General features: G+C 53.2%; 19 protein-coding genes. 14 read left to right on the plus strand and 5 right to left on the minus strand.

Annotated features, from left to right (window positions below; all coding sequences use genetic code 11):
• Window positions 1–219: 219 nt before the first annotated feature.
• A complete protein-coding gene (gene murJ / locus OGX95_RS09070) occupies window positions 220–1,755 on the plus strand; it encodes a murein biosynthesis integral membrane protein MurJ (RefSeq protein ID WP_286629204.1) in 1,536 nt (511 codons plus the stop codon).
• Window positions 1,756–1,843: 88 nt separating this feature from the next.
• Here the strand turns inward: murJ and flgN are convergent, their stop codons facing one another.
• The 3 genes from flgN to flgA form a co-directional block, all read right to left on the minus strand.
• Window positions 1,844–2,266 carry a flagella biosynthesis chaperone FlgN gene (gene flgN, locus OGX95_RS09075; RefSeq protein ID WP_286629205.1) on the minus strand — a complete coding sequence of 141 codons (423 nt, stop codon included), beginning with the start codon at window positions 2,264–2,266 and terminating at the stop codon, window positions 1,844–1,846.
• Between the two features lie 3 nt (window positions 2,267–2,269).
• The gene (gene flgM / locus OGX95_RS09080) at window positions 2,270–2,563 is read right to left on the minus strand and encodes a flagellar biosynthesis anti-sigma factor FlgM (RefSeq protein ID WP_005129057.1); all 294 of its coding nucleotides are present in this window, start codon (window positions 2,561–2,563) and stop codon (window positions 2,270–2,272) included.
• A gap of 93 nt (window positions 2,564–2,656) precedes the next feature.
• Window positions 2,657–3,316, minus strand: coding sequence for a flagellar basal body P-ring formation chaperone FlgA (gene flgA, locus OGX95_RS09085; protein ID WP_286629206.1), 660 nt, complete (start codon window positions 3,314–3,316; stop codon window positions 2,657–2,659).
• 157 nt (window positions 3,317–3,473) lie between these two features.
• Between flgA and flgB the strand changes: the two genes are divergently transcribed.
• From flgB to flgL, 11 genes are all read left to right on the plus strand, one after another.
• On the plus strand, window positions 3,474–3,890 hold the full coding sequence (gene flgB / locus OGX95_RS09090; RefSeq protein ID WP_003036189.1) for a flagellar basal body rod protein FlgB: 417 nt from the start codon (window positions 3,474–3,476) through the stop codon (window positions 3,888–3,890).
• 3 nt (window positions 3,891–3,893) lie between these two features.
• Window positions 3,894–4,298, plus strand: a complete 405-nt coding sequence (flgC, locus tag OGX95_RS09095; protein WP_045441655.1) for a flagellar basal body rod protein FlgC — start codon at window positions 3,894–3,896, stop codon at window positions 4,296–4,298.
• An 11-nt stretch (window positions 4,299–4,309) separates the two neighbouring features.
• Window positions 4,310–5,008, plus strand: coding sequence for a flagellar hook assembly protein FlgD (flgD, locus tag OGX95_RS09100; protein ID WP_286629207.1), 699 nt, complete (start codon window positions 4,310–4,312; stop codon window positions 5,006–5,008).
• Window positions 5,009–5,034: 26 nt separating this feature from the next.
• Window positions 5,035–6,246: a flagellar hook protein FlgE gene (flgE, locus tag OGX95_RS09105; protein ID WP_286629208.1), complete on the plus strand. Its 1,212-nt coding sequence runs from the start codon at window positions 5,035–5,037 to the stop codon at window positions 6,244–6,246.
• A 20-nt stretch (window positions 6,247–6,266) separates the two neighbouring features.
• A complete protein-coding gene (locus tag OGX95_RS09110) occupies window positions 6,267–7,022 on the plus strand; it encodes a flagellar basal body rod protein FlgF (RefSeq protein WP_045441661.1) in 756 nt (251 codons plus the stop codon).
• 13 nt (window positions 7,023–7,035) lie between these two features.
• A complete protein-coding gene (gene flgG, locus OGX95_RS09115; RefSeq protein WP_005129045.1) occupies window positions 7,036–7,818 on the plus strand; it encodes a flagellar basal-body rod protein FlgG in 783 nt (260 codons plus the stop codon).
• A gap of 57 nt (window positions 7,819–7,875) precedes the next feature.
• Window positions 7,876–8,574: a flagellar basal body L-ring protein FlgH gene (flgH, locus tag OGX95_RS09120; protein ID WP_003836756.1), complete on the plus strand. Its 699-nt coding sequence runs from the start codon at window positions 7,876–7,878 to the stop codon at window positions 8,572–8,574.
• 33 nt (window positions 8,575–8,607) lie between these two features.
• A complete protein-coding gene (locus OGX95_RS09125; protein WP_137383046.1) occupies window positions 8,608–9,684 on the plus strand; it encodes a flagellar basal body P-ring protein FlgI in 1,077 nt (358 codons plus the stop codon).
• A complete protein-coding gene (flgJ, locus tag OGX95_RS09130; protein ID WP_286629209.1) occupies window positions 9,684–10,634 on the plus strand; it encodes a flagellar assembly peptidoglycan hydrolase FlgJ in 951 nt (316 codons plus the stop codon). Before OGX95_RS09125 ends, flgJ begins: the two co-directional genes overlap by 1 nt.
• A gap of 64 nt (window positions 10,635–10,698) precedes the next feature.
• Window positions 10,699–12,357 carry a flagellar hook-associated protein FlgK gene (gene flgK, locus OGX95_RS09135; RefSeq protein ID WP_286629210.1) on the plus strand — a complete coding sequence of 553 codons (1,659 nt, stop codon included), beginning with the start codon at window positions 10,699–10,701 and terminating at the stop codon, window positions 12,355–12,357.
• Window positions 12,358–12,371: 14 nt separating this feature from the next.
• Window positions 12,372–13,325: a flagellar hook-associated protein FlgL gene (flgL, locus tag OGX95_RS09140; RefSeq protein ID WP_286629211.1), complete on the plus strand. Its 954-nt coding sequence runs from the start codon at window positions 12,372–12,374 to the stop codon at window positions 13,323–13,325.
• A gap of 78 nt (window positions 13,326–13,403) precedes the next feature.
• On the opposite strand, the gene OGX95_RS09145 is transcribed toward flgL, so the two are convergent.
• The gene (locus tag OGX95_RS09145; protein ID WP_286629212.1) at window positions 13,404–14,603 is read right to left on the minus strand and encodes an MFS transporter; all 1,200 of its coding nucleotides are present in this window, start codon (window positions 14,601–14,603) and stop codon (window positions 13,404–13,406) included.
• 111 nt (window positions 14,604–14,714) lie between these two features.
• Between OGX95_RS09145 and OGX95_RS09150 the strand changes: the two genes are divergently transcribed.
• Window positions 14,715–15,650: a LysR family transcriptional regulator gene (locus OGX95_RS09150; RefSeq protein ID WP_286629213.1), complete on the plus strand. Its 936-nt coding sequence runs from the start codon at window positions 14,715–14,717 to the stop codon at window positions 15,648–15,650.
• A gap of 41 nt (window positions 15,651–15,691) precedes the next feature.
• Here the strand turns inward: OGX95_RS09150 and rne are convergent, their stop codons facing one another.
• Entirely contained in the window at window positions 15,692–18,934 is a 3,243-nt protein-coding gene (rne, locus tag OGX95_RS09155) for a ribonuclease E (RefSeq protein WP_286629214.1), read from the minus strand.
• 698 nt (window positions 18,935–19,632) lie between these two features.
• On the opposite strand from rne, the gene rluC reads away from it, so the two are divergent.
• A complete protein-coding gene (gene rluC / locus OGX95_RS09160; RefSeq protein ID WP_286629215.1) occupies window positions 19,633–20,586 on the plus strand; it encodes a 23S rRNA pseudouridine(955/2504/2580) synthase RluC in 954 nt (317 codons plus the stop codon).
• The last annotated feature ends 74 nt before the right edge of the window (window positions 20,587–20,660 follow it).

The following is a 20,660-nucleotide window of genomic DNA, read 5'->3' on the forward strand; positions in this document are numbered from 1 at the left end:
CCCTGTAACATCTGGCGGTAGTAATTCACGGTAATCCAGGTACTATATGCCCACTCAAAAAACACCTCTTTTCAAGCGATAGACCAGTTTGTCGGCCTGATAAGACGCTTTAGCGTCGGCATCAGGCCCTGCGACATTGCCTGATGAGGGCTTAACGCCTTCTCCGGCCTATGGACTGGCTATGCGGGGTTCTGCCTCAGAGTCTGGAATACAACATAGATGAATTTATTAAAATCGCTGGCAGCCGTCAGCTCGATGACGATGTTCTCACGTGTGCTGGGTTTTGCGCGTGACGCGATTGTCGCCAGAATCTTTGGCGCAGGGATGGCGACCGACGCCTTTTTTGTGGCATTCAAACTGCCTAACCTGCTGCGCCGTATTTTTGCTGAGGGTGCGTTCTCTCAGGCGTTCGTACCGATTCTTGCCGAATACAAAAGTAAGCAGGGTGAAGACGCCACCCGCGTGTTTGTCGCCTATGTTTCTGGTCTATTGACGCTGGCGCTGGCCGTCGTCACGGTGGCCGGGATGCTTGCTGCGCCGTGGGTGATAATGGTCACCGCGCCAGGGTTTGCTGATACTGCAGATAAGTTCACACTGACCACCCAACTGCTGCGCATAACCTTTCCTTATATTCTGCTGATTTCGCTGGCCTCGCTGGCAGGTGCAATCCTTAACACATGGAATCGCTTCTCCATTCCAGCGTTTGCGCCGACGTTTCTGAATATCAGCATGATCGGTTTTGCCCTGTTTGCCGCACCTTATTTCCATCCGCCGGTGCTGGCGCTGGCGTGGGCTGTCACCGTGGGCGGTGTGCTGCAACTGGTTTATCAGCTTCCACATTTGAAGAAAATTGGCATGCTGGTACTGCCGCGTGTCAACTTCCGCGACGAAGGGGCGATGCGCGTCGTGAAGCAAATGGGGCCGGCGATCCTTGGGGTTTCCGTCAGCCAGGTTTCAATGATTATTAACACGATTTTCGCCTCGTTTCTGGCCTCCGGCTCGGTGTCATGGATGTACTATGCTGACCGTCTAATGGAGTTTCCCTCCGGTGTTTTGGGGGTAGCTCTTGGGACAATCCTGCTGCCATCACTGTCCAAAAGTTTTTCCAGCGGTAATCATGATGAGTATTGTCGCCTGATGGACTGGGGGCTGCGCCTGTGCTTTCTGCTGGCGTTACCCAGTGCCGTGGCGTTGGGTATCCTGGCGAAACCGCTGACGGTGTCGCTGTTCCAGTACGGAAAATTTACCGCGTTTGATGCAGCGATGACCCAGCGCGCGCTGGTGGCGTATTCGGTTGGGCTGATTGGTATTATCATCGTGAAAGTACTGGCGCCTGGTTTTTACTCGCGTCAGGATATAAAAACGCCGGTAAAAATTGCCATTGTGACGCTGATTCTGACCCAGGTGATGAACCTGGCGTTTATCGGGCCGTTGAAGCATGCCGGACTGTCATTGTCGATCGGTTTGGCGGCGTGTCTGAATGCTTCACTGCTCTACTGGCAACTGCGTAAACAGAAAATATTCACCCCACAGCCGGGCTGGGCCTGGTTCGTGACGCGTCTGGTGATTTCAGTGCTGGTGATGTCTGCTGCGCTGGTAGGGATGCTTTACATTATGCCGGACTGGTCACAAGGGACAATGGTGTGGCGTGTGATGCGTCTGATGGCAGTGGTGGTCGTGGGAATCGTTGCCTACTTTGCCGCTCTTGCTATGCTGGGCTTTAAAGTGAAAGAGTTCGTTCGCCGGACGGCGTAATGGACATCTTATGCCGGATGGCGGTACCACGCCGCATCCGGTCAACAGAATAGCGTTGCCTGATAAGCACAATGCCATCAGGCAATGATCAAATAGAGAATTTTTTCCCGCCGCGATGTGCCGCAGAGGTCTGGCCGTTCGCGCCATACAGCGTCGGCTCCTGGTGCGGTTTCAGCACTTGAATTGCCTGTTGATTGCGTTCGATTTGCCCTTCCAGCAGCCAACCATTGTGCTGGTTGAGATCGCGCAAATGCTGTGTTTTCTGAGTGATTGTCTGCCAGCGCTCGGCAATCTCATCGTTGGCGCTGCGCGTGGCGTCATTTTCCAGGCGGCGCTGTTGTTCCAGATAATCGAGGGTGGCCAGCAAAGAACTTTTTTCTTCTGTAATTCGCTGTAGCTGGCTACCGTTGATATGCCCTGCAGAAAGCTGATGCTGCTCAGCATCCATGACCGTTTTCAGGTCATTGAGGACGGTCGTCATCTGATCAAGTATTTCTGACAAACGAGTCATACTTTATTTACTCTGTAGGTAGCTCTGTGCCTCGCGGATCAGCGAGTCGGCAATTTTTCCGGTATCCATTTTCAGCTCGCCGTTACGGATCGCGGTTTTCAGCGCTTCGACACGTTCCATATTGATGTCATTGGTGCCGGGCTGCATCAGTTTGGCCTGAGCGTCACTCAGCATTACGCTGGTGCTGTTTGTCGTTGCTGTTTTTTCCTTCCGCGCTTTTTGTACCGGCGAGTCGCTGGTTTCGCGTGGCTGGACAGTGCTTACTGGCTTCAATGGTGAGGTACGATCAATACTCATTTTTTCTATCCTCATCGAGGGGTTACGCTATAGCGGCCCGCTTTAATCATTGGTTGATTATCTATCGGCACTCGCTAAAAAATCTTTAACCTATTATAGGTTAATAAGAATATTCCCATCAGAATCGACGATTCCACTCACCACCTGACCAGAAATCATCCGCACTCGTGCGTTTTGCGCGACGGCTGCATTGTTGAGCGCTTTACCTTCGGCATTGACCCGAAAACCCTCTCCGTTGGCGATAACCATCACGCGTTGACCCGCTTTTACTCGCCAGGCCTGGCGCAACATTGTGAGCTGGATGGGCTGACCAGGAACCAGGTCGCGCAGGCTCACGGCATCCTGAACCTGATTAATGTCCAGTATGGCGCGTGGCGGCAGTTGATCCAGGCGACCGCGTTTTAGCGTTACGCTGGTCGCGTTCAGGACGCTTCCACGGGCAACAGGGGCCGCTGCGACAACATAGTTGCCGGTGGCTTGCACATTTACCTGCAGATAGCGTTTTTCATTGGCGCAGCGGGCCAGCACGTTCACGTTACCCCACAGTTTCGCACTGCCGGACACGCTCAGAGCAGGCTGATCGCAGCTGGGTTGCAAGTTTGGCGGCGTACGGACAGTGACGACCACCTCATCGCTAAACCCAGCCAGGCGCTGGGAAAACCACGCTGTTAACTGCGAATTCAGGTCTTGTGCCAGCGTCATCGGGCTGAACAGCAGTGCTGCCACGACTATTCCACGTTTAAACGTTTGCATCAAAACCTCGCGCTTTTTCAGGTAGTGGCAGGATTCTACCTGTGTGACGCAGTCATCAACGCAACAAATAGCGACGCATTTTGCGTTTATTCCGGCGATAACGCGCGCGTGATGGGATTTAAGCTGTCGGCTGAATTTTGTCATTTGCGGAGGAGATATGCTCGATAAGCTCGACGCCGCCTTACGTTTTCAACAGGAAGCGCTGAATTTGCGCGCCCAACGCCAGGAAATATTAGCGGCCAACATTGCCAATGCGGACACGCCGGGGTATCAGGCGCGCGACCTGGATTTCGCCAGTGAATTAAAAAAAGTCATGGTGCGAGGGCGGGAAGAAACAGGCGGTGTTTCGTTGACGCTGACCTCTGCACAACACATTCCTGCTCAGACTGTCTCGGCGCCTTCTACGGAGTTGCTCTATCGCATTCCTGACCAGCCGTCTCTGGATGGCAACACGGTGGATATGGACAGGGAGCGTACGCAGTTTGCGGATAACAGCCTGAAGTACCAGATGGGGCTTACCGCATTAGGTGGGCAAATCAAGGGCATGATGAACGTGCTGCAAGGAGGGAACTAACCCGTGGCGTTGCTCAATATTTTTGATATCGCAGGTTCTGCGCTGACGGCTCAGTCTCAACGTCTGAATGTGGCAGCCAGCAATATGGCGAATGCGGATAGCGTGACCGGACCTGATGGTCAGCCGTATCGCGCAAAGCAGGTTGTTTTTCAGGTCGATGCAGCACCAGGCGCAGCAACCGGTGGCGTAAAAGTCGCTGACGTCATTGAAAGTCAGGCGCCGGACAAGCTGGTTTATGAGCCGGGCAATCCGCTGGCGGATGCGAATGGCTACGTAAAAATGCCGAATGTCGACGTGGTCGGCGAGATGGTTAACACCATGTCTGCTTCACGCAGTTATCAGGCAAACGTTGAAGTGCTCAATACCGTGAAAAGCTTGATGCTTAAAACGCTGACGCTGGGCCAGTAAAGGAGGCGCACATGTCCGTTGCTGTAAAAATGAATGACCCGAGTACGTCGGGTGTTAATGCTGCCACTGGCAAAAGTTCGCTGACAGGGAGCAACGCGGCTGATCTGCAAAGCAGCTTTCTGACGCTTCTGGTTGCGCAGTTGAAAAACCAGGACCCGACCAACCCGCTGCAAAACAATGAGTTGACTACCCAGTTAGCGCAAATCAGTACCGTAAGCGGCATTGAAAAATTGAATACCACGCTGGGTTCGATCTCTGGACAGATCGATAGCAGCCAGTCGTTGCAGGCCAGTACTCTGATTGGCCATGGTGTCATGATCCCGGGAACCACCATTCTGACCGGTAAAGGTGCGGAAGAAGGGGCAACGACGACCACGACACCGTTTGGCGTTGAGCTGCAGCAACCGGCAGATAAGGTTACCGCAACCATTACCGATAAAGACGGCAAGGTGGTACGCACCATTGATATTGGCGGGTTGAAAGCGGGTGTGCATACCTTTACCTGGGACGGCACGATGACGGACGGCACGGATGCACCGAGCGGTTCGTATAACGTCTCGATTGCGGCCAGTAATGGCGGAACGCAGCTTGTGGCGCAGCCTCTACAGTTTGCGCTGGTGCAGGGTGTTATCCGCAGTAACGGCGGTAACACGCTGGATCTGGGCACCTATGGAACCACCACCCTCGACGAAGTACGGCAGATAATCTAAGCCTTCACACTTATCAGGAGTAAGTCATGGCCTTTTCACAAGCGGTCAGCGGTCTGAACGCTGCAGCGACCAACCTCGATGTCATTGGTAACAACATCGCCAACTCCGCCACTTACGGTTTTAAATCCGGCACGGCATCCTTCGCCGATATGTTTGCCGGCTCTAAAGTGGGCCTGGGCGTTAAAGTGGCGGGTATTACCCAGGACTTTACCGATGGTACCACCACCAACACCGGACGCGGGCTGGATGTGGCTATCAGCCAGAACGGTTTTTTCCGTATGGTTGACAGCAATGGTTCTGTTTTCTTCAGTCGTAACGGTCAGTTCAAACTCGATGAAAACCGTAACATCGTTAACATGCAGGGGCTGAAGCTGACGGGCTATCCGGCGACCGGTACGCCGCCGACAGTTCAGCAGGGTGCGAACCCAGGGCCGATCACGATCCCTAATACATTGATGGCGGCACAGGCAACCAGCAAGGCCTCAATGCAGATCAACCTGAACTCATCGGATAAAATCCCGACAACGACAACGTTCGATCCGAAAGATGCTGACAGCTATAACAAAAAAGGTCCTGTCACCGTTTATGACAGCCTGGGCAATGCCCACGAAGTTAACGCCTATTTTGTAAAGCAGCCTGATAACAAATGGGCTGTCTATACCATTGATAGCAGCGACCCTAAGGCTGCTGTGCCAACCGCACCAACGTCCACGCTGGAATTTAATACCAATGGGTCGTTAATCGGCGGCGGTACATTCAATATCACCACAGCCGCTCTTAATGGCGCACCCGCAGTCACCTTCGCCATGAGTTTCCAGAACTCCATGCAGCAGAACACCGGTGCAAACAACATTGTTGCCACTAATCAGGACGGGTACAAACCAGGCGATCTGGTGAGCTACCAGATTAACAATGACGGTACCGTAGTCGGTAACTACTCCAACGAACAGAAACAGGTTCTGGGACAGATCGTGCTGGCAAACTTTGCCAACAACGAAGGTCTGGCATCTCAGGGCGATAACGTCTGGGCAGCAACTCAGGCCTCTGGTGTGGCGCTGCTGGGTACCGCGGGTACGGGGAACTTCGGCAAGCTGACCAATGGTGCGTTGGAAGCTTCTAACGTGGATTTGAGTAAAGAACTGGTGAATATGATTGTCGCTCAGCGTAACTATCAGTCGAATGCGCAGACTATCAAAACCCAGGATCAGATCCTTAACACACTGGTCAACCTGCGCTAAGCGCCTGACGGGATGGCTTAATGGATCACGCAATATATACCGCCATGGGCGCGGCCAGTCAGACGCTGAATCAACAAGCGGTGACGGCCAGCAACCTGGCAAATGCCTCCACACCGGGTTTTCGTGCTCAGCTCAACGCGCTGCGCGCGGTTCCCGTAGAAGGGCTTTCACTGCCGACACGTACGCTGGTGGTTGCTTCCACGCCTGGGGCCGATATGACGCCAGGCCAGATGGATTATACCTCCCGTCCGCTGGATGTGGCCTTGCAGCAGGATGGCTGGTTGGCTGTGCAGACCGCTGATGGCAGCGAAGGATACACCCGCAATGGCGCTATTCAGGTGAGCCCAACCGGTGAACTGACCATTCAGGGACATCCGGTGATCGGCGAAGCTGGGCCGATAGCGGTACCGGAAGGGTCGGAAGTGACTATCGCCGCTGACGGAACGATTTCGGCGCTCAACCCAGGCGATCCCGCGAATACGGTGGCGCCGGTAGGACGTCTGAAGCTGGTTAAAGCGACGGGAAGTGAAGTGCAACGTGGTGATGATGGCATGTTCCGTCTGAATGCGGCAGCGCAAGCTACCCGGGGACCGACACTGCAAGCCGACCCCAGCATCCGCGTGATGTCAGGCGTACTGGAAGGCAGTAACGTCAAACCCGTTGCGGCGATGAGCGATATGATTGCCAGCGCTCGCCGCTTCGAAATGCAGATGAAGATTATCAGTAGCGTGGATGATAACGCGGGCCGCGCCAACCAACTGCTGTCGATGAGTTAATACAGGACATTTTATGATCAATTCATTATGGATCGCCAAAACCGGCCTGGACGCGCAGCAAACCAACATGGATGTGATTGCCAACAACCTGGCAAACGTCAGTACGAATGGTTTTAAACGCCAGCGTGCGGTGTTTGAAGATCTGCTGTACCAGACGATTCGTCAACCGGGAGCGCAGTCTTCTGAACAGACAACACTGCCGTCCGGTTTGCAGATTGGTACCGGTGTACGGCCGGTAGCGACCGAACGTTTGCACAGCCAGGGTAATCTGTCTCAGACCAATAACAGCAAAGATGTGGCGATTAAAGGCCAGGGCTTTTTCCAGGTCATGTTACCGGATGGGACGTCAGCCTATACACGTGATGGTTCTTTCCAGGTGGATCAGAACGGTCAGTTGGTCACGGCGGGTGGTTTTCAGGTTCAGCCTGCAATCACTATCCCGGCTAACTCGCTGAGCATCACCATTGGACGAGACGGTATTGTCAGTGTGACTCAGCAGGGTCAGGCTGCGCCTGTTCAGGTGGGACAACTCAACCTGACGACCTTCATGAATGATACTGGCCTGGAAAGTATTGGTGAAAATTTGTACACCGAAACGCAATCGTCCGGGGCACCGAACGAAAGTACGCCGGGGCTGAACGGCGCGGGCCTGTTGTACCAGGGTTATGTGGAAACCTCTAACGTCAACGTGGCGGAAGAACTGGTCAACATGATCCAGGTTCAACGTGCTTATGAAATCAACAGTAAAGCGGTATCGACCACCGATCAGATGCTGCAGAAACTGACGCAACTCTAAAGTGATGTCCGGTGGGGTGAAAGCCTCACCGGCGCACTGATTTTGAAGATGAAGGCAATGCGAAAATACGCGCTTCACCCATACCCGATTTTGGCCCTGCTGGTGGTTTCACTGACAGGATGTGCCTGGATCCCGGCTACTCCGCTCGTTCAGGGCGCGACGACTGCTCAGCCAGTTCCAGGCCCGACGCCGGTGGCGAATGGATCAATATTTCAGTCTGCGCAGCCGATTAATTATGGCTACCAGCCGTTATTTGAAGACCGCCGTCCGCGCAATATTGGCGATACGCTGACTATCGTATTGCAGGAAAACGTCAGTGCGAGCAAAAGCTCCTCGGCGAATGCCAGTCGTGATGGCAAAACTAACTTTGGTTTTGACACGGTACCACGTTACCTGCAGGGGTTGTTTGGCAACGAGCGTGCCGACGTAGAGGCTTCTGGCGGCAACTCGTTTAACGGTAAAGGCGGCGCGAACGCCAGAAACACCTTCAGTGGTACGTTGACCGTGACGGTTGATCAGGTACTGGTGAATGGCAATTTACATGTAGTGGGTGAAAAACAGATTGCCATTAACCAGGGTACTGAATTCATTCGCTTCTCTGGAGTTGTTAACCCGCGCACCATTAGCGGCAGCAACTCTGTACCGTCAACGCAGGTTGCGGATGCGCGTATTGAATATGTCGGTAACGGCTATATCAACGAGGCGCAGAATATGGGCTGGTTGCAGCGTTTCTTCCTTAATTTATCGCCGATGTAAGCGAGGTATCCAGTGTTTAAAACTCTTGTTGGAATGGTACTGGTACTGGCTACCACCTTTGCGCATGCCGATCGCATTCGTGATCTGACCAGTGTTCAGGGGGTGCGTGAAAACTCGCTGATAGGCTACGGGCTGGTGGTGGGACTGGACGGTACGGGTGACCAGACCACCCAGACACCGTTTACCACGCAAACGCTGAATAACATGCTCTCGCAACTGGGTATTACCGTGCCGACGGGCACCAATATGCAGTTGAAAAACGTGGCGGCGGTGATGGTGACCGCGTCATTCCCGGCGTTTGGTCGTCAGGGACAAACCATCGATGTGGTGGTCTCTTCGATGGGGAACGCCAAAAGCCTGCGTGGTGGGACGTTGTTGATGACACCGCTGAAAGGGGTCGATAGCCAGGTGTATGCGTTGGCGCAGGGGAATATTCTGGTCGGCGGTGCAGGTGCCGCAGCGGGTGGAAGTAGTGTCCAGGTGAACCAACTTAACGGCGGACGTATCACCAACGGTGCCATTATTGAACGTGAGTTACCCACCCAGTTTGGTGGCGGTAATACCATTAATCTGCAGCTGAATAATGAAGATTTCACTATGGCGCAGCAGATAACCGACACCATCAACCGTTCTCGCGGATTTGGCAGTGCGACTGCGTTGGATGCACGCACGATTCAGGTACGCGTCCCGAGTGGCAATAGCTCGCAGGTACGTTTCCTCGCGGATATCCAGAATATGGAAGTGAACGTCACGCCGCAGGACGCGAAGGTGATTATTAACTCCCGTACGGGATCGGTGGTAATGAACCGTGAAGTGACGCTGGATAGTTGCGCTGTAGCACAAGGCAACCTGTCGATTACGGTTAACCGCCAGGCGAATGTCAGCCAGCCGGATACCCCGTTCGGTGGTGGACAAACTGTGGTGACGCCACAAACGCAGATCGATTTGCGCCAGAGCGGTGGTTCGTTGCAGAGCGTTCGTTCCAGCGCCAACCTGAACAATGTCGTACGTGCATTGAATGCGCTGGGGGCAACTCCGATGGACCTGATGTCTATCCTGCAGTCCATGCAAAGTGCAGGTTGTCTGCGCGCCAAACTGGAAATCATCTGATGATTGGTGATAGCAAACTGCTGACCAGCGCAGCCTGGGACGCACAATCACTGAACGAACTGAAAGCAAAAGCGGGTCAGGACCCGGCGGCAAATATCCGCCCGGTCGCCCGCCAGGTTGAAGGGATGTTCGTGCAGATGATGTTGAAAAGCATGCGTGAGGCGCTACCAAAAGACGGTGTGTTTAGCAGCGACTCCACGCGTTTATACACCAGTATGTATGACCAACAGATCGCCCAGCAGATGACGGCAGGAAAAGGACTGGGACTGGCAGAAATGATGGTCAAGCAGATGACGCAAGGACAGGGGCAACCTGCGGATGATGCGCCGCAGGTGCCGATGAAGTTCTCGCTGGAAACGGTGACCAGCTATCAAAACCAGACGCTGACGCAACTGGTCCGTAAAGCCATGCCCAGAACCACAGAAAGCTATGATGAGCCGCTGTCGGGTGACAGCAAAGACTTCCTGGCTCAACTTTCGTTGCCGGCAAAACTGGCCAGTCAGCAGAGCGGGGTTCCTCATCATCTGATTCTGGCGCAGGCTGCGCTGGAGTCCGGGTGGGGGCAACGACAAATTCGACGGGAGAACGGCGAGCCGAGCTTTAACATTTTTGGGGTAAAAGCCTCGGGAAGCTGGAAAGGGCCGACCACTGAAATTACCACCACCGAATACGAAAACGGTGAGGCGAAAAAAGTGAAAGCGAAATTCCGTGTTTATAGCTCCTATCTTGAAGCACTGTCGGATTATGTCGGTCTGATATCCCGCAATCCGCGTTACGCAGCGGTGACCGGTGCCGCGACCGCTGAGCAGGGTGCCCAGGCATTGCAGAATGCCGGTTACGCCACCGACCCTAACTATGCGCGCAAATTAACCAGTATGATCCAGCAGCTAAAATCGATGAGCGAAAAGGTGAGTAAAACCTACAGCACGAATCTCGATAATCTCTTTTAAATAGCTCAAGTCTGCTGACCTGCTGCCGATAATACCGAGTATTGAAGGATTACAAGGAACCTCCATGTCCAGCTTGATTAATAACGCGATGAGTGGACTCAGCGCAGCGCAGGCCGCGTTGAACACTGCCAGTAATAATATCTCCAGCTATAACGTTGCCGGATATACCCGACAAACGACAATTATGGCGCAGGCGAACAGCACGCTGGGTGCGGGGGGCTGGGTCGGCAATGGTGTCTATGTTTCTGGCGTACAGCGTGAGTATGACTCATTTATCACTAATCAGTTACGTGCGGCGCAGAACCAGAGCAGCGGTCTGACGACACGTTATGAGCAAATGTCAAAAATCGACAACCTGCTTGCCAGCAAAACCAGTTCGATCTCAACGTCGATGCAGGGCTTTTTTACCAGTCTGCAGACGTTGGTGAGCAACGCAGAAGATCCGGCGGCGCGTCAGGCACTTATCGGTAAAGCTGATGGCTTAGTCAATCAGTTCAGAACGACTGACCAATATCTGCGCGATCAGGATAAGCAGGTCAATATTGCTGTTAAAGCCAGCGTCGATCAGATCAACAACTATTCGAAGCAAATTGCCAGCCTTAACGATCAAATCTCCCGCTTGACCGGCGTTGGCGCGGGTGCATCACCTAACGATCTGCTCGATCAGCGCGATCAACTGGTGAGTGAGCTGAATAAGATTGTCGGCGTGGAAGTCAGTATTCAGGACGGCGGCACCTATAACGTGACCATGGCGAATGGCTATTCGCTGGTACAAGGCAGCAATGCTCGCCAACTGGCCGCTGTACCTTCCAGCGATGATCCCTCTCGCACGACCGTCGCTTATGTTGACGGCGTGGCCGGAGAAGTTGCCATCCCGGAAAAGCTGATCACGACCGGCTCGCTGGGCGGGCTGTTGACGTTCCGTTCGCAGGAACTCGACCAGACGCGTAATACCCTTGGCCAGTTGGCTCTCGCCTTTGCTGATAGGTTTAACACGCAACACAAAGAAGGTTTTGATGCCAACGGCGTTCAAGGCAAAGACTTTTTCGAAATTGGTGGCCCGGCAGTCCTTAGCAATACAAAGAATAAAGGGGCAGGTGCGCTTGACGTTAAAATGACGGATAGCTCGTCGGTGCAGGCAACCGACTATAAAATTACCTTTGATGGCACTGACTGGCAGGTAACCCGCCTGGCTGACAATACCAGCTTTAAGCCGGCGGTCACTAACGGAAAAATGTCTTTTGATGGGCTGGAAATCACCGTCAAAAATGGTGCGCTGGCAAATGACAGCTTCACGGTGAAACCCGTGGGTGACGCCATTATTAATATGAAAGTGGCGGTGACCGATGAGTCGAAAATCGCCATGGCTGAGGTGTCCAAAAATGATACTGATCCCAATGTCGATAAAGGAAAGAGCGATAACCGTAACGGCCAGAAACTGCTGGATCTGCAAACCAAGGCAACCATCGGGAATAAAACCTTTAACGATGCTTACGCTACGCTGGTGAGCGATGTCGGGAACAAAACGGCGACCTTAAAAACCAGCAGCACTACGCAAAACAACGTAGTCACGCAGCTTTCAAATCAGCAACAGTCTATTTCCGGGGTTAACCTCGACGAAGAGTACGGGAATTTGCAGCGTTATCAGCAGTATTACCTGGCCAACGCTCAGGTGCTGCAAACGGCGAATTCGCTCTTTGATGCACTGCTGAATATTCGCTAAGGGAGAGGAACTCAATGCGTATCAGTACTCAGATGATGTACCAGCAGAACATGCGGGGCATCACCAACTCTCAGGCTGAATGGTTGAAATTTGGCGAGCAGATGTCAACGGGGAAACGCGTGAACAACCCGTCTGACGATCCGATTGCCGCATCACAGGCCGTGGTACTTTCACAGGCTCAGGCGCAGAACAGCCAATATACGTTGGCGCGTACTTTCGCGACGCAAAAAGTGTCACTGGAAGAGAACGTTTTAAGTCGGGCGACGACCGCGATTACCGCTGCGCAGGAAAAGATTGTCAACGCAGGCAACGGTACATTGAGTGATGATAACCGGGCATCGTTAGCAACTGATTTACAAGGGATCCGCGATCAGTTAATGAATCTGGCGAACAGTACTGACGGTAATGGTCGCTATATCTTTGGCGGCTACAAAACGGAAGCGCCACCATTTTCCCAGACTGATGGTGCTTATAGTGGTGGAACTCAAAATATCACCCAACAGGTCGATGCTGCCCGGTCAATGGTGATTGGTCATACCGGAGATAAGATTTTTAACTCGGTGACCAGCAACGCGGTTCCAGAGCCAGACGGTAGCAAGCCAGAAACGAACCTATTCGTCATGTTGGATACCGCTATTGCAGCCCTGAATACGCCGATTGAAGGCAATGATGCGGCCAAAGATGCAGCCAAAGCAGCCATCGATAAGTCCAACCGTGGTCTGAAGAACTCACTGAATAATGTGTTGTCTGTTCGCGCTGAGCTCGGTACGCAACTCAGTGAACTTAGCGCTCTGGACTCGTTGGGGGCCGATCGTGCGTTGGGTCAAACGCAACAGATGAGCAATCTGGTTGATGTTGACTGGAATGCGGCGATTTCTTCTTATGTTATGCAGCAGGCTGCGCTACAGGCGTCATATAAAACGTTTACCGATATGCAGGGAATGTCACTGTTCCAGCTCAACCGGTAACGATCATTTTTGAAACATATCATGAAACTGGATATGTTTGTCTGCCCGCTCCACATACACCCCGGAGCGGGCATTTTTTTAGGCTGTCGTTGTCTGGCTAACCGGCAATTTACCCGTCAGTCTAATTACCAGTGCAACAACGCCGCTGAACGTGGCTAGCGTCACCACGCCTTCCCAGTCTGCCAGCGCATAGACCTGACTTCCGAGTACAGAACCCAGCGCCATGCCGATAAACACCATAGTGAATAGCAACGCATTCAGACGACCTCGTGCCTGAGACTCCAGGCTATAAACCAGATTCTGGTGGGCGACCAGGCTTGACTGCAGCCCGAGATCAAAGCCTATCGCCGACAGGGCAATCAGCAACCATTGCCCCTGTACTGGTAAGGCCGGAAGCAGGAACATAAGTGCAAAAGAAAGCGTGACTAACAGAGCGCCCAATTGTGTTACCCGTCCGGCACCGACTTTATCTGCCAGATGGCCTGCCATCGGGGCTGCCAGCGCTCCGGCTGCCCCTGCAATACCAAATGCTCCCGCCATCGCACTGCCCATGTGGTAATGCTCAGATAGCATAACCGCCAGTGTTGACCAGAAGGCGCTGAAGGCAACAGACAGAAAGCCCTGCGCCAACGCCGCCCGGCGCAGTGCAGGATAACGACGCCACAGTTGCGCCATGGAGAGCAGTAATGCCGGATAACTCAGCGTGGAATGGACCGTAAAGCGGGGCAGCATTGTCCACATCAGTACGGCAATCACAGCAATACTGACGGCGGCGAGTTGATACATTTCCCGCCAGCCATAGGCCTCACCTACCAGCCCGCTGATGGTCCGTGAGAGTAAGATCCCCAGCAGCAGACCGGTCATGACGGCACCCACCGTTTTCCCCTGTTTACCTTCAGGTGCAAGGATGGCTGCGGCAGGCACAATATCCTGAGCCATGGTCGCTGCCATTCCCATCAATAAGCTAACCAGCAGTAGCGAATGTAACTGTCCGGTAAAGCTGCACGCCAACAGCAGTGCGGCAAGAGCGACGCTTTTTAGCAGGATTAATGTCCGGCGGTCATAACGGTCGCCCAACGGCAACAAAAACAAAATGCCCAGCGCGTATCCTGCCTGGGTGAGCGTAGGCACCAGACCCATGCCGGTGATGCTTAAGGCCAGGTCCTGGCCCATTAAAGGCAAAAGAGGCTGGGCATAATAGATTGCTGCAACGCTGAACCCAGCGCCCAGTGCCAGAACAAAAATAACCCAACGGGAAAGTGCGGTGTGTGTGTTCACAAATGATTCCTCAATCACAGGATGTGCGGCTATTTTTATCCTTCAAGCGGTAGCACGGTAGCGCGCGCAGTGGTAAAACAGTTATACGCTACACGTATGAATAATGACTAAATGATAAAAACCGAACGTATAGACAGGGTGGAGTTGATGCGCACGTTTGTGCGCATCGTCGAGGCTGGTTCGCTTTCAGCGGCGGCAAAGCAAATGGGTACCACCCAGGCAACCGTCAGTCGACGACTGCAATCCCTTGAGACGCTGTTGGGCGTTAAGCTGATTATGCGTACCACCCATGCAATGAAACTGACTGATGATGGCGAGCGAGGGTATCAGCACGCCAAACACATTATTGATGCCTGGCTGGCGCTGGAGGATGGACTGAACGTCACGGAGGATGAGCCCGTGGGGACGTTGCGGGTTCGGGCACCGCATGCGTTCGGCCAACAGCAACTCCTTGAACCGCTTCTGCAATTCCTTTCCCGCTATCCACAGTTATCCGTTGAGTGGATGCTGAATGATAAGACCGTTGATTTTCTCAGCGATAATATCGACTGCGCTATCCGGGTTGGGGCTGAGGTTGATCCGGCAACGGTTTCGGTATTGTTGGCTGAAGTCCCGCGAAGTATGGTGGCAAGTCCTGAGCTTCTCGCACAATTTGGGATTTTGGCTCACCCTGAACAGCTATCGGCGCTGCCCTGGATCGCGGTAAATACATTTTATCAGCACAGCGTGTCGTTACTTCATCACCAGCGTAACGAAGCTATCACGTTGAATATTTCTCCCAGATTAAGTACCGACAGTATTTATGTCGCCAGAAATGCTGCGCTTGCGGGGCTGGGGGTTACCCTTGTCTCAAGCTGGATGGTTGAAGACGATATAGCCTGTGGAAGATTGATTACGCTATTACCTGACTGGCATGCGTCGTCATTGCCCGTGCATTTGGTTTACCCCTGGGCGCGTTATTATCCAACCCGCTTACGCAAATTTCTGGCACTGATGAAAGATGTTATGCCACAGGTAACGGGGATGAGGGGCGTTCACGACGTATAAAAAAAGCCGACCCTGAGGTCGGCTTTTTCATTGCTTATGACTTACTCAACAGGCTGCGGGCGCGTTGCTGGCGCGGTTGCCTGATGGCTGGCACTGTGTCCACCTGCCGCACCTTTACCCTCAAAGGCAAAAGCAGGGCGCTGCCAGTCGCTATGACGCGGTGCTTCTGGTACATATTCCGGTGCTGGTGCACGAGTCATCGGTGCGGTCGCATGGCTGTGAATCAGTTCAGCGTCTACGCTGGCTGTCGCGACTTCGGCCACTGTGGCGGGCGCTACGGCACTCATCGCATCTTTCGGCGCTTCAACAATGGGGGCTGCCTCAACAACCGGCGCAACCTCACTAACCTCTTCAACCACTTCTGGCTGGGAAGCTACGGTTTCAACAGGCTCTTCGGCTACTGCTGCTGGTGCGACGTCAGCAACAGGCTCAGCTTGTGCTGCAATCTCTTCGGCAACAGGTGCATCAGCGACGGCGATAAGCTGCGGTTGTTCAGCAACCGGAGCGGCAATCACTTCCGGATGTGCCGTTTCAGCCACAACAGTCTGCGTTTCCGCTACGCTAACATCAGGTTGCACGACGTTTTCCTGTACAGGGACATCCGCAATGTGCTCTACGACAGCAGCAGCGACTTGAGGCTCTACTGCCACAGGCGTGTTTTGTTCCTGATCCAGTTTCTGTTCGCGCTGTTCTTCAACCTGCATGTCCTGAGCACGGGCAACAGGGTAGCTAATCCAGACTTTGCCGGATGCTAATTCAGGAGAAGCACAGGCAACCGTTAACGGCATCGGCGACTGAACCGGATAACGTTCGTCACGATAGCGACGACGACGCTGCCCGCTTACGCGCAGATGGCGAGGAGAACGACGCGAGCGACGAGGCATACCGTTGTTATCTCGTGCTTCGTTGTTGTCTTCTTGCTCTGGTGCAACGACTGCTGGTAAATCGACTTTAGCCAGTTCGGTACGTTGAGCCGGTGCGGACTGTTCAACAGGTTGAGCAACGGCGGTTTCAGCAACGATGGTTGCAGTAGCCACTTCGGCTTCAACCGGCGCGCTGTCGGTGAATCGAACTTTCTGATTCAACTGACGCTGTTTACGACGAGTCTGCGGCTGACGCACGCGTTCTTCCTGCTCGGAATCCTGTGCAGGTTGTTCAGCCAGGTTCAGCTCTTTAACTTCCTGCTGCGCCTGACGCTTATCATCGTTGCGACGGCGATTGCGTTCACGACGCGGAGCCTGCTGCTCGTCGCCGGATTTTGCTTTATCTGCAACTTCGCTGGATTGCTGACGGTTGTCACGCGCTTCAGCATTCTGCTGCTGTGCCTGACGACGGTTACGACGATTTTCATCGCGGTTTTCGCCATTTTCTGAACGTTCGTTGCGGTTGTCACGATCGCCACGGTTGTCGCGGTTATCACGGCGTTCGTTGCGGTCGCGACGATTGTTTTGGCGCGGCTTACGACGATCCTGCTGGCGTTCAGTCTTTTCTTCGGCTTTCGGTGCGGGTTGCTCCACCGGTTTCACTTCTTCGCTACCACTAAAGATAGACTTCAGCGCGCCGAAGAAACGGCTAATCAAACCAGGCTGTGCGGCTGTTGCGGCAGCTGTTGCGGCAACTTTTGGCGCAGAGGCAGGTTTCGCAACGGGTTCTTGTAGCGCCGGGGCAGGCGGAACATCAGGCATCGCAAACGTTGCGAGTGCCGGTTGTTCAGGTTGCTTACGCTCGACGTATTCTTCTTCCGTCGGCAATGCCATCGCTTCTTCGTGCAGTTTCGGCAGCAGATAGCTCAGAGTTGGCGTCTCTTCCCCTTTACGTACACGCAGTACGGAATAGTGCGGCGTTTCCATCTGATCGTTTGGCACGATCACACAGCGTACACCATTCTGACGCGTCTCAATGGCATTGACCGCAGTACGTTTTTCGTTGAGCAGATAAGACGCAATGGGTACCGGGACGATTGCGTGAACTTCCTGGGTATTCTCTTTCAGCGCTTCTTCTTCGATCAGACGCAGAATGGAGAGCGACAGCGATTCGTTGTCACGCACGGTACCGGTGCCGGAGCAACGCGGGCAGACGTGGTGGCTGGATTCACCCAGAGACGGGCTCAGACGCTGACGGGACATTTCCAGCAGACCGAAGCGAGAAATATGGCTGATCTGAATACGCGCTCTGTCCTGACGAACGGCTTCGCGCAGCCGGTTTTCTACCGCACGTTGGTGGCGAACCGGAGTCATATCGATAAAGTCGATGACGATCAGGCCACCAAGGTCACGTAGACGCAACTGACGCGCAATTTCATCGGCAGCTTCAAGGTTGGTGTTAAACGCCGTTTCTTCAATATCGCCGCCGCGGGTTGCGCGTGCGGAGTTGATATCGATAGCCGTCAGCGCTTCAGTGCTGTCGATAACGATTGACCCGCCGGAAGGCAGACGCACTTCACGTTGGAAGGCAGATTCAATCTGCGATTCAATCTGGTAGTGGCTGAACAGTGGGATTTCGCCGGTGTACAGTTTGATTTTGCTGCTGAAATCCGGACGACCCAGCGCAGCGATGTGCTGACGCGCCATCTCCATCACTTTCGGGTTATCGATAAGGATTTCACCAATATCCTGACGTAAATAGTCACGGAAAGCACGAACGATGACGTTGCTTTCCTGGTGGATCAGGAACGGGGCGGGGCGACTTTCAGCTGCTTTTTGAATAGCTTCCCAGTGTTTCAGACGGAAGCTCAGGTCCCACTGCAGCGCTTCAGCAGATTTGCCAACACCCGCGGTACGCACGATAAGCCCCATGCCATCAGGCAGTTCCAGGCTTGCCAGCGCTTCTTTTAATTCGGTACGGTCGTCGCCTTCAATGCGACGAGAGATGCCACCCGCACGCGGGTTGTTTGGCATCAAAACGAGATAGCTGCCAGCCAGACTGATAAAGGTTGTCAGTGCCGCGCCTTTATTTCCGCGCTCTTCTTTATCTATCTGAACGATAACTTCCTGACCTTCACGCAACACATCTTTAATGTTGGGACGGCCATGGGAACTGTAGTTTGCAGGGAAATATTCGCGGGCAATTTCTTTTAACGGGAGGAAACCGTGACGTTCAGCGCCGTAATCAACAAAAGCGGCTTCCAGACTCGGTTCAATACGGGTAATTTTACCTTTATAGATGTTGGCTTTTTTCTGCTCGTGTCCAGGACTTTCGATATCCAGATCGTACAGACGCTGCCCATCTACAAGGGCGACACGCAACTCTTCCTGCTGAGTCGCGTTAATTAACATTCTTTTCATCGTAACTTACTCATTATTCTTACATTGACGACTAAGCTGCGGGCAGAGAAATGCCTTTCCGGGTGTGAACCGATGGCCTCGTGTCTATTCGCGTCGCCAACCTCACGGTTATCGTCAGCTCAAAGAGGCGCAGAGTGTCGGTTGCCTGTATTTCATACGGAAACACAGCGCAATTATCAGGGGAACAGTCTGGGTATTACTCTCCAGAGAAGCTTCCATTGTGCTTGTCGTCTTTCACGCTGTTGGTGCGTTGGCTTCATCTTCTCACCCCAGCGACTTACAGGAGTAAGCAGCTGGGAATTCCAGACTTGCCGCCTTCCTACAACGCGAAATCCATAGAGCACTTACCGGTAAGGACTGCAACCCGCAGCCCGCTAACTGCCTGAAAGATCAATACGTCTTACGCCATTGCTGCGTTGATGATCGGTCGGGCAAAATTGGGTCATTCCGGAAAAGTTCTTGTTTTAACAAGATTCAACACGGAAACAAGACCATTATTCCACTGCTAACCTTGTTATAGCAAGATGACTTTTGCCATTTATCACCCGGTTACTCACAGTTTTTACACTTCCGCCTGGTGATTGCTTTAATAACCACCAAATCGGTTATGTCAAACTTAAGTAATAGGGTATAGCAGTTAATATAAGCATAGAAAAATGTGTGGCGCGAATCTTGATGGCTATTTAAAATCGGCCCCCATGAAAACAGAGACTCCAGCCGTAAAAATAGTTGCCATTACTGCCGATGAAGCAGGGCAACGCATCGACAACTTTTTGCGCACCCAGCTCAAAGGTGTGCCGAAAAGTATGATTTATCGCATTTTGCGTAAAGGCGAAGTGCGGGTGAATAAAAAACGCATCAAACCCGAGTACAAACTCGAAGACGGGGATATTGTGCGTATTCCGCCTGTGCGTGTCGCTGAGCGTGAAGAAGAAGCGATTTCTCCGAATTTGCAGAAGGTCGCTGCGCTGACTGATGTCATTTTGTATGAAGATGACCATATACTGGTGCTTAACAAACCTTCTGGCACTGCCGTTCATGGTGGCAGCGGATTAAGCTTTGGTGTGATCGAAGGTTTACGTGCTTTACGTCCGGAAGCGCGTTTCCTTGAACTGGTGCATCGTCTGGACCGTGATACCTCTGGTGTGCTGCTGGTCGCCAAAAAGCGCTCAGCGCTGCGTTCACTGCATGAACAATTGCGTGAAAAAGGCATGCAAAAAGACTATCTGGCGCTGGTAAGGGGTCAGTGGCAATCGCATGTCAAAACTGTGCAGGCACCTTTGTTAAAGAACATTCTGCAAAGCGGTGAGCGTATCGTGCGGGTGAATCAGGAAGGGAAACCGTCGGAAACCCGTTTTAAAGTAGAAGAACGCTATGCGTTTGCCACGCTGGTACGCTGTAGCCCGGTAACCGGTCGTACTCACCAGATCCGTGTCCATACGCAATTTGCCGGGCATCCGATTGCTTTTGATGACCGCTATGGCGACCGTGAGTTTGATAAGCAACTGTCGGGTACGGGGTTGAACCGGCTGTTCCTGCATGCTGCTGCGTTGAAGTTTACCCATCCCGGTACGGGTGAGGTTATGCGTATTGAAGCGCCGATGGATAATCAACTGAAGCGCTGCCTTGAGGTATTGCGCAGCAAAGCCTGATACGCGTTGCTTATCAGGCCTACAATCGCGCTATGCGCCGTAGGCCTGATAAGACGCACCGCGTCGCCATCAGG

Source organism: Citrobacter sp. Cu233 (genome assembly GCF_030332225.1).
GTDB lineage: Bacteria > Pseudomonadota > Gammaproteobacteria > Enterobacterales > Enterobacteriaceae > Citrobacter.